We start from the raw sequence: 9,195 nt of genomic DNA, 5'->3' as shown, positions 1-9,195 counted from the left end.
GTCGAGAATGGCGCTAAACCGGGCCTGGCACCGGCGGAGAAGAAAGAACTCGCCGAGCTTCGTAAACGAGTTCGGCAATTGGAGATCGAACACGAGATCCTCAAGCGCGCGGCAGCGTTGTTCGCCCCGGAGAACGTCCTCCCAAAATAATCTACCCGCTGGTCCATGAGCTTGCTGACGACGCTATCCCGCTCGCGGTGGGCTGCCGGGTGCTTGGCGTGTCAACGTCGGGGTATTACGACTGGCTGGGCCGCCCGGCGTCGCATCGCGATCAGGAGAACGAATTGCTGACAAAACAGATCAAGGAGATCCACGAGAAGTCCAGGGAAACACGCGCGACGAACTGGCTCAAGCATTTTCGAATGGGCCGAATGCTGGTACAATCCATACCGGCGGCATTCGAGCATCGAAATGCGCGGTCCAGTCACCTTCGACGGCATGTACACCCCGCCTGATCAAGCCGACTGACCCCACACCCGGAGTGTCCGGGAAACGGGGGGAACCTCACCCCGGGTGGTGAGGAGGCGATGGGTGAGTCTCCTGACTCGTCGGATCAACGGTTCGCCCTGGCCTTCCCACCCTGCGGGCAGTGGCCAGTCCTGGGAGTCGCTCCCCGATCACAGTGGCGGCACCGTGCCGGATTCTCACCAGCTTCCTCGTCACCATCGCCTGAACGGCGTCATCATGGCAGATCACCGGCACAGTGACCAGATCTCGGTCTGCTGCTTCACACAGCGGACGAGATCTCATCGCGTCGATCCCAGTTGACTCAGGGCTACCCGTCACTCGTTTGTCTCAAAACCACCGCACTTGCCACCTATGTGCGGTGGTTTTGAAACAACGTTGGCTCGTGACCGGGAAGCCGCTGACTCATCCACAGCCGCCCACCAGGCCGTCAGCCGTGCACCACGCCTGCCGAGCCGCCGCCGCGGCGAGTCGGTTCGGCGACCGCGATGAGGGTGCCGTCGGGCCGGAACTCGATGCCCGTGGCGGCGCCGATCTTGGCGGTCTGGCTCAGCGTGTGTCCACGCCCCGCCAGTGCCGCCGCGTACGGGCTGCTGAGGAAGGCGGCCTCGGCCAGGGTGGCCGCGGTGTTGCGCTGGGTCGCCCGCGGCGCGGCCACCGCCTCGGGGAGCGTGGCGCCCAGGTCGAGTCGGTCGACGAGGATCTGCAGCACGGTGGTGATGATCGTCGATCCGCCCGGCGAACCGATCGCGACCAGCACGATCGTCGGGCTCGTGGAGCTTCGCGGCCGCTTGCCGCCAGATAGGCCGCCCCCACCCACGGCCACTTGCTCTCCCCGCTCGCGGCCAACAGCACGTTGCGTAACAGGCGCCGATGGACCCGCCGGATTGGACGCGCTAGTTACACCGAAAAATGGACGGACCCCGGTTTACCGGCCGTAACGATCGGCACGACCAGTACTTGTGCGGTGGGTGGTCAACTCAGCTGCCGGCGAACGGGGAAGGTGGCCCCGGCGTCGTGGGAGGTGTGGATGGCGGCGTCGGTGGCGACATGGATATCGGTTGGTCCGATCGCGGTGAGTGCGACCGGACCGCCCGGCACGGCGCCTTTCTTGGACCAGGTGGCGCCGCCGTCCGGGCTCGCGTACAGCGCGCCGTCCGGGTCGGCGCCGACGAGCGTGGTGGCGTTGGGCCAGTCGACGAGCAGGAGGATCGGCGAGTCGGGGACGGGGGTGAAGGTGCGACCGCCGTCGGTGCTGCGGGCCAGGCCCTGCTGGGTGGTGGCGAGTAGGACATTGGGATCGGTGGGGGAGACGGCGAAGTCGGCCAGCCCGAGGCGGGCGCGCCGGTCCCAGGACTGTTTGTCGGTGCTGACCATGAGCTGGCGGGTCAGGCTGTCGTAGCCGTAGACGAGGTTGTGTTTGGCTTCCAGGGAGTGGAAGTCGGCTTTGCCTGCCAGGGAGAGGGTGCGCCACTGCCGGCCGGCGTCGGTGCTCTCGATAAGGCCCAGGTGTGGTGGTCCGGCGTCACCGGGAGCGGGGTGGCCGCTGCCTAGGAAGTGGTGTGGGCCGACGATCGTGAAGCCCATGGTGTCCTGGCGGTTGCCTGCGACGCGTTCGGGCTTGCCAGTGGCCGGAAGGCGGAAGAGGCCGTGGTGGCTTGCCGCGTAGAGGGTGCCGTCCGCCGGGTCGACGCCGAGGCCGTGGACGTGGGCAAGGCCGCGGTCGGCGTCTGGCCGCTGCTGCGCCGGTGGTGACCCGGTCTGGCCGCACGCGGTGAGCAGGCCGGCGGCGAGCGCGACCAGGAAGCGGCTGGTTCGCATGCGTCTCATTCTGCCGGTCAGGTCCGGATGTTGCTGTAGATCGTCTGGCCCTCTCCAGCCTGACCGCCCGTCGGGGGGCCACCGGCCCCGGCTTCGGTGCCGCTACGCCGGGATGAAGTCTGCGCGGCCTGCCTGCCCCACGGCGCAGGTCGGGTGGTCGGTGTGGTGAGCAGGGCCTGCTGCGCCGTCGGGCGGGTTTGACCTTCCCCGTAGGGGCAGGTTCTACCGTCGCCGGGTCGGCGACGGTAGTGAGGAGGCCACGACCGTGGGAGGTAGTGCCGCGGCACCGTCAACGCCGCCCCGGTGGTGGTCGGGGCCGGGTTTCGTGCGGCTGTGGGCGGCGCAGACGCTGTCCCGGTGGGGTGATGTGTTCGCCATGGTCGCGTTGCCGTTGCTGGTGTTGCGGCTGACCGGGTCCGGGCTGGGTGTCAGCCTCGCCGTGGTCGCCGAGATCGTGCCGGTGTTGCTGTTGGCGCCGCTGGCCGGGATCGTGGTCGACCGGTTGGGCCCGCTGCCGGTGATGATCTCCGCCGATCTGTTCCGCGCGGCGTTGGCCGGGCTACTGCCCGCGCTGAGCGGACAGGTCGGCACTGTCTACGTGATCGCGTTCGCCCTGGCGGCCGGTGGCGTGTTCTTCAACCCGGCCGCTGCGGTGCTGGTGCCGCGTCTGGTGCCCGGTGAGCGGCTGGTCGCGGCCAACAGCGCGCTGTGGAGTGCGGCGGTGCTGTCGCAGGTCGTGCTCGCGCCGCTGGCCGGGGTCCTGGTCGCGCTCACGGGGTTCGCCGCGGCGTTCTGGATCAACGCGGCCAGCTTCCTCGTCTCGGCAGCCCTGCTGGCCCGGCTGCGCGCCGCACCGGACACGACCGAGCCGCAGCTACCTGCCCCGGGTAGCCGCTGGCGGGAGGCCGCGGCCGGGGTTCGCACCGTCGCCGGTGACCGGCTGCTGCGCATGCTCGCCGCGGGCCAGGCTTTGGCGGCGCTGTCGGCCGGGGCGACCAGCGCCCTGCTTGTCGTGCTGGTCGGCGAGCACCTGCACGGCGGTCCGCAGGGTTTTGGCGTGTTGCTGGCGGCGATCGGGGTGGGCGCTGCCACCGGGCCATTGCTGCTCGCGGCGGCATCTCGGCGCATCGACACTCGCCGACCAGTGTTCGTGTTCGGCCCGTTCGCCCTGCGCGGAGTCGTGGATCTCGTGCTGGCCGCTGTGGGCAATCTCGCCATGGCAGCGACCGCATTGGCTGCCTACGGCGTCGGCACGTCGACCGGCGCGGTCACCTTCACCAGCCTGCTGCAAACCGTGGTGCCCGAACCGGTCCGTGGTCGGGTTTTCGCCGTCTACGACATGCTCTGGCAGGCGGGGCGACTCACCTCGCTGCTGCTCGGCGGGCTCGTCGCCGACCTCGCCGGAGTCCGCGTGGTGTACCTCGCAGGCGGGGTCCTGCTGGTAGCCGCGGCCTTGCTCGGCCTGCGCGCCCGCCCGCTCACCCGACCTGCTCAGCCGAAGCGCCGACGCTGACCTCGGCGGCCCCGCCGGGGTCGCCCTCCAGGATCCAGCAGATCGCCGTCTGGTCGTGGTCGGTTGGCCCGCCCTGCTCGGCATGCGCGAGCAACGCCTCCAGGTGGGTTTCCAGGGTTACCAATTCCGCGATCTGGGCGCGCACCTGGTCCAGTCGCTCGCCGAGGACGTGCCGGACATGGCCGCACGGGGCTTCACCGCCGTCGTGGATGACCAGGACCTGGCGGACTTCCCGCAGGGACAGTCCGGCCGCCTGCGCGCGGCGGACGAACTGCAGCCGGTCGATGAACTCCGGCCCGTAGTCCCGGTAGCCGGCGGATGTGCGCGCAGGCTCGGGAAGCACGCCAGTCTGCTCGTAGAAGCGGATCGTCTTCGTCGTGGCGCCGCTGTGGGCGGCCAGTTCGCCGATCTTCATCACACCTCCCTTGACCTTCCATCGTACTGGAAGGTTCACGCTAGGGGCGAATCGACGCGGCGACGGGACCTGGCGAGGAGAGACATTGAGCGAGTCCTGCGATGGAGCGAAGCGATGAACGCCGCCGGCAAGCTGTCCGCCTACTGCGTGATGCTCACCATCGTGTTCGCGGCCACCTGGGCGGCCGGAAATGTTCTCGGGCCGCACGGCGGCAGCGCCCCGCCCAGTGGGTCCCGAACACCCTCCCAAGCAGGCCGGCGCCCGCCACCAACCTGATCACCCGCACACGGCACCGGCCGGACGGCAGGCAGGGCACATGGCCATCCTGCCGACCGTGATCACGGCCAGGCACGAGGGAGAGGACGCCGATGAGCTCAGTCGTGCGCGCTGACACGCCTGCGGAGTCAGCCGGGTGGTGCTATTCGACCCCGACAACCCCACCGCCAAGCCCGCGCTCAACGTGCTCGCAGGCCCCGACCCGCACACCGTCACCGACAACCTCGTCGGCATCTTCCGCCGCATCTACACCGACTACTGGGGCCCCAGAACCGACGACATCCTCCGCGCCGCCTGCCTCACCCTGCGCGCCAACACCAACACCGCGCAAGCCGCGACCCTGGCCGACATCCCCGACCTGCTTACCAACTCCACCCGACGCACCGAACTCACCACAGGACTCGACGACCCGGTGCTCGCAGGGTTCTGGGAGTGGTATCACGCCCTATCCGAACCCGCCCGCGCCATCGCACCCCTGATGAACAAACTCCGCGCGTTCCTGCTGCGCACCTTCGTCCGCGACACCCTCTGCGCGCAGGCGGACTCCGTGGACCTCGGACGGCTGCTCGACACCGGAGGAATCTGTCTCGTCCGCGTCCCCAAAGGCAGCCTCGGCACCGACACCGCCCGCTTGTTCGGCTCCCTCGTCCAGCAAACGATCAAGCAGGGTGCGCCGCTGCCCACCGCCGATCAGGTCCGCACTCACCTGCAGACCGGATATTCCCCGCTCGACCGATCCACCGTCGGGCAGTGGCTCGATGAGTGGCTGCCCACCAAACGCAAGATCAAGAAGAACACGCGGCGCAGCTACGAATCGCACATCCGCCTCTACCTCAAGCCGCACCTGGGCCATCACCGGCTCGACCGGCTCACCGTCGCCCACATCCAGGAGATGTTCGACGCGATCGAGGAATACAACGACCTCATCCGCTAGGCCCGAGACTCCGGCGACCCGGAGCTACGCGCCAGGGTCAAGGGCAGGCGGGTGGTCGGCCCCTCCTCGCAGCAACGCATCCGGGAAACGCTGCGCGCGGCGCTCAACGCCGCCTGCCGCCCGCCCGCGAAGATCACCTACAACCCGGCCAAGTACGTCGAACTCCCCGCCGGGAAACGACCCAAGCCGCTCGTGTGGACCGCTGAGCGGGTGCAACGGTGGCGCGAGACCGGCGAAATCCCGTCGCCGGTCATGGTCTGGACACCCGAACAAGCCGGCCGCTTCCTTGACCACGCCGTCGACGACCGCCTCTACGCGCTGTACCACTTGATCGCTCACCGCGGCCTGCGCCGCGGCGAGTCCTGCGCGGTGCACTGGACCGAGGTCGACCTGGACAACGCCAGCCTCACGATCGCCTGGCAGATCGTCCAACTCGGCTGGGCCACCGAACAGGACACACCCAAGTCCGAGGCGGGCAACCGCCAACTGGCCCTGGACGCCGGCACCGTGGACGTCCTGCGCCACCACCGCCGCCAGCAGGTCACCGAACGTCTCGCGCTTGGACCCGCGTGGCCAGACACCGGCCTGGTGTTCACCGCCGAGAACGGTGCGGCGCTGCACCCCGCCTTCGTGACCGACCACTTCCACGACGTCGCCGACGAGATCGGCCTGCCCCCGATCCGGCTACACGACCTACGCCACTTCGCCGCGACCATCACCCTCGCAGGCGGCGCGGACATGAAGCTGGTGCAGGAAATGATGGGGCACTCGTCCTACTACTTCACGGCGGACACCTACACCAGCGTCCTGCCCGAGATGGCCCGTGAGGCGGCCGAAGCAGCCGCCCGGCTCATTCCGCGATCAGCGTCCGAAACTCTCGGGCACACCTCGGGCACACAACAGATCAACACCGAATCAGAGCGTGTCGACGAAGATCTCTTGGGAACACCAAATGCCCAGGTCAAAGTGGAAATTGACCTGGGCATTGGGAGTGCGCCGCCAGGGACTCGAACCCCGAACCCGCTGGTTAAGAGCCAGCTGCTCTGCCAGTTGAGCTAGCGACGCTCGCGGGATGTTCTCCCGCTCTGACGGGAGAAAAGTTAGCACAGGGTGTCTGTCTGGAAGAAATCGGGGGGTAGGTCTCAGCTTGGTCAGAGTTGGACCGGAGAGCCTCTCGGGTCGGGCACACTGTGACCCACAGGTCGGGGCCCGTTTGTGAGCAGGATGGAAGGTCGGTATGACCAGGGGAGGACGTGCGCCGCTACGCGGTGTGCGGGTCGTCGTGGCGGTAGTCGCCGCGGCGTTTGTGGTGGGGTGCACGGTGGCCGCGCCCGCCGCGCAGACTGACGGGCCGTCCAATGAGGCGACGATCACATCGGGGGCTTCCGCGACGCCTTCGGGGCCGGTCGCGTTGGCGTTGACCCCGGCGGACAAGGCGGTGGATGTGGCTCCCGGCGAGCCGGTCACCGTGGCCGCGACCGGTGGGACGGTCACCGAGGTGCTCATGAAGGGGCAGGACGGAAAGCAGGTCGCCGGGGCGATCGCGGCCGACGGGAAGTCGTGGGCCGCGGCGGAGAAGCTGGGCTACGGCAAGACGTACACGGTCACCGCCACCGGCAAGGACCCCGCGGGCGCCACGGTCACGTCCGCGTCGACGTTCACCACGGCCAAGGCGAAGCGGCAGACGTCGCTGTCGATGAACCCGCTCGACGGGCAGAAGGTGGGCGTGGGGCAGCCGTTCGCGTTCTACTTCGACACCAACATCGCCGACAAGGCCGCCGCGGAGAAGGCGATCACGATCACCGCCTCACCCACCACCGAGGGCGCCTTCTACTGGTTCGGCGAGAAGGAAGTCCACTGGCGCCCGAGGGACTACTGGAAGGCGGGCGCCACGGTCACCGTCGACGCGGCCGTCTACGGCAAGCACCTGGGCAACGGCGTCTTCGGCCGTGAGGACCGCAAGGCGACCGTGACGATCGGCGACTCGGTCGTCGCGCTGGCTGACGGCGCCACCCACCAGATGACGGTGACGGTCAACGGGACCGTGGCGCGCACGATCCCGATTTCGATGGGCAAGAAGGCGCACGAGACGCCTGTCGGCACCTACGTGGTCATGAGCGAGCACACCAACTACACGATGGACTCCTCGACCTACGGCGTCCCGGTCGACTCCTCGGCGGGGTACCGGACGAAGGTCGCGGTGGCCAGCCGGATGTCGAACAGCGGCATCTTCTACCACTCGGCGCCGTGGTCCGTGCGGGATCAGGGCGTGCGCAACGTGAGCCACGGCTGCATCAACATGTCCACTGAGAACGCCACCTGGCTGCAGAGCATCTCCAACAACGGTGACGTGATCACCGTGCAGAACACGGGCGGGCAGGTGCTGGAGGCCTGGGACGGCCTGAGCGTGTGGCAGATCCCTTGGGAGACCTGGAAAAAGGGCGGCAAGCGCTAACGGCGGCTCGTCACTCGGATCTCGTCGGGGCCGACGGTGACGATGTCGCCGGGGTGGACCTGCCTGCCCCGGCGGATCTCGGGTTCGCCGTTCACCGCCACCTCGTCGGCGTCGAGCAGTTCCTTGGCGTGTGCGCCGTCCTCGGCCACGCCCGCCAGCTTGAGCAACTGGCCGAGCCTGATCATGTCGTCCTTGATCTCGATGTCGCGCATCCGGTAATCATCGCGCGGACGCGACAGCGCCCCCACCCGGGAGGTGGGGGCGCTGTCGGTCACCGGACTACAGGGCTCCGGTGTACTGCTGGATCCAGTTGCGGAACGCGGGGACGTCGGTGTAGATCGACGGGGCCACCGCGCACTGCGATCCGCCACCGGAGCGGCTGGTGGCGCCGATGAGCTGCCACACGCCGTTCACGGCCTTGATCTGCGGACCACCCGAGTCGCCGTAGCAGGCGCCCGCGTTGTTGTTGGGGTTGTCGGTGCAGATCTCGATGGAGCCGCTGATCCCGCTGCACTCGTTGTCCGCCACGATCGACGTGTCGAGCTGCTGCAGGGTCACCGGGGCGCCGCAGGCTCCCCGGATCGGGCAGGTCTGGCCCCAACCGATGATGCGGGTGCGGGTGCCGACGGCACCCGACGCGCCGGCGATGGTCACCGGCGCCTGGCTGACGCTGGTGCTGAGCTGGACCAGGGCGATGTCGTACGGGCCCCGGTAGCTCGGGTGGATGATGATGCGCGACGCCCGGGCGACGCTGCCGCCGCTGGTGCGGTTGGTCGTCCCGATACGCGCCTGGACGCTGCTGGGCGATTTGCCCGAGACGCAGTGGGCCGCGGTGACGACCCAGTTGGCCTTGATCAGCGAGCCGCCGCAGAAGTGGCCGCCGCTGGTGGACTGCAGGGAAACCATGAAGCTGTAGGTCTGGGTGGCGTTGCCGCCACCCACGATCATCGGGCTGACGTCGTCAGCGGAGGCCGCGGCGCCGGACCCGGCCACCGTCGCGGCGGCGGCCATCAGTCCGACCAGCAGGGAACGAACCTTCATGAGGTGCTTCTCCTTTCGTGCCGGTCCCTCGACCCGGCAACAAGGAGAAACTAGATACAACCCGACCCTGTTGAACACCCACAACGGGCATTCACCAGTTACCAACAGCGATTTCCCGGTTACCACTTGTAGGGAAGTTTGTCGGTGGTTCGGCCTTCCGTCGCACTTCAGGCGTGGTATTACCGGCTGGCAACGTGAATGTGGCGATCCGCGCCACACCGACCTGGGAGCAGTCTTGCGCAAGGTAACCACCGGCGCGGCGGCCCCCAAGCCGC

8 protein-coding genes, 1 tRNA gene, 1 pseudogene and 1 riboswitch are annotated in these 9,195 nt (G+C 68.5%); of the genes and pseudogenes, 4 read left to right on the top strand and 6 right to left on the bottom strand.

The features are described 5' to 3' along the window. Positions 1-513: 513 nt before the first annotated feature. Positions 514-708: riboswitch (cobalamin riboswitch) on the bottom strand. A gap of 187 nt (positions 709-895) precedes the next feature. Together ACRDSQ_RS24370 and ACRDSQ_RS24365 are read right to left on the bottom strand one after the other, a co-directional pair. Further along, the gene (locus ACRDSQ_RS24370; RefSeq protein ID WP_431424297.1) at positions 896-1,291 is read right to left on the bottom strand and encodes a gamma-glutamyltransferase; all 396 of its coding nucleotides are present in this window, start codon (positions 1,289-1,291) and stop codon (positions 896-898) included. A gap of 149 nt (positions 1,292-1,440) precedes the next feature. Then, a complete protein-coding gene (locus ACRDSQ_RS24365; protein WP_431424295.1) occupies positions 1,441-2,286 on the bottom strand; it encodes a F510_1955 family glycosylhydrolase in 846 nt (281 codons plus the stop codon). Positions 2,287-2,551: 265 nt separating this feature from the next. Here ACRDSQ_RS24365 and ACRDSQ_RS24360 point away from each other — a divergent pair, with 265 nt between their 5' ends. Then, complete coding sequence (locus ACRDSQ_RS24360; RefSeq protein WP_431424294.1) at positions 2,552-3,799, top strand: MFS transporter; 1,248 nt, start codon at positions 2,552-2,554, stop codon at positions 3,797-3,799. On the opposite strand, the gene ACRDSQ_RS24355 is transcribed toward ACRDSQ_RS24360, so the two are convergent. Continuing rightward, on the bottom strand, positions 3,765-4,214 hold the full coding sequence (locus tag ACRDSQ_RS24355) for a heavy metal-responsive transcriptional regulator (RefSeq protein ID WP_431424293.1): 450 nt from the start codon (positions 4,212-4,214) through the stop codon (positions 3,765-3,767). The genes ACRDSQ_RS24360 and ACRDSQ_RS24355 overlap by 35 nt on opposite strands. Positions 4,215-4,626: 412 nt before the next feature. Here ACRDSQ_RS24355 and ACRDSQ_RS24350 point away from each other — a divergent pair, with 412 nt between their 5' ends. Both ACRDSQ_RS24350 and ACRDSQ_RS24345 read left to right on the top strand, forming a co-directional pair. Further along, entirely contained in the window at positions 4,627-5,424 is a 798-nt protein-coding gene (locus tag ACRDSQ_RS24350) for a hypothetical protein (RefSeq protein WP_431424291.1), read from the top strand. 252 nt (positions 5,425-5,676) lie between these two features. Beyond that, positions 5,677-6,222 (top strand): annotated as a pseudogene (locus ACRDSQ_RS24345) (site-specific integrase); the annotation flags it as partial. A gap of 194 nt (positions 6,223-6,416) precedes the next feature. On the opposite strand, the gene ACRDSQ_RS24340 reads toward ACRDSQ_RS24345, so the two are convergent. Next, positions 6,417-6,489: transfer RNA gene (locus tag ACRDSQ_RS24340), tRNA-Lys, on the bottom strand. 172 nt (positions 6,490-6,661) lie between these two features. Here ACRDSQ_RS24340 and ACRDSQ_RS24335 point away from each other — a divergent pair. Continuing rightward, entirely contained in the window at positions 6,662-7,879 is a 1,218-nt protein-coding gene (locus tag ACRDSQ_RS24335; protein WP_431424289.1) for a L,D-transpeptidase, read from the top strand. Here ACRDSQ_RS24335 and ACRDSQ_RS24330 read toward each other — a convergent pair. Together ACRDSQ_RS24330 and ACRDSQ_RS24325 are read right to left on the bottom strand one after the other, a co-directional pair. Continuing rightward, positions 7,876-8,154: an RNA-binding S4 domain-containing protein gene (locus ACRDSQ_RS24330; RefSeq protein ID WP_431424287.1), complete on the bottom strand. Its 279-nt coding sequence runs from the start codon at positions 8,152-8,154 to the stop codon at positions 7,876-7,878. The two genes, ACRDSQ_RS24335 and ACRDSQ_RS24330, sit on opposite strands and share 4 nt — an antisense overlap. Positions 8,155-8,158: 4 nt before the next feature. After that, positions 8,159-8,920 (bottom strand): S1 family peptidase, encoded by a 762-nt coding sequence (locus ACRDSQ_RS24325; protein WP_431424286.1) that lies wholly within the window; start codon positions 8,918-8,920, stop codon positions 8,159-8,161. Positions 8,921-9,195 lie beyond the last annotated feature (275 nt).

The sequence above is a fragment of the Actinokineospora sp. genome, from assembly GCF_050699995.1.
Classification (GTDB): Bacteria; Actinomycetota; Actinomycetes; order Mycobacteriales; family Pseudonocardiaceae; genus Actinokineospora.
The sequence above is the reverse complement of the archived record's forward strand: the minus strand, read 5'-3'. Positions and strand labels throughout refer to the sequence as shown.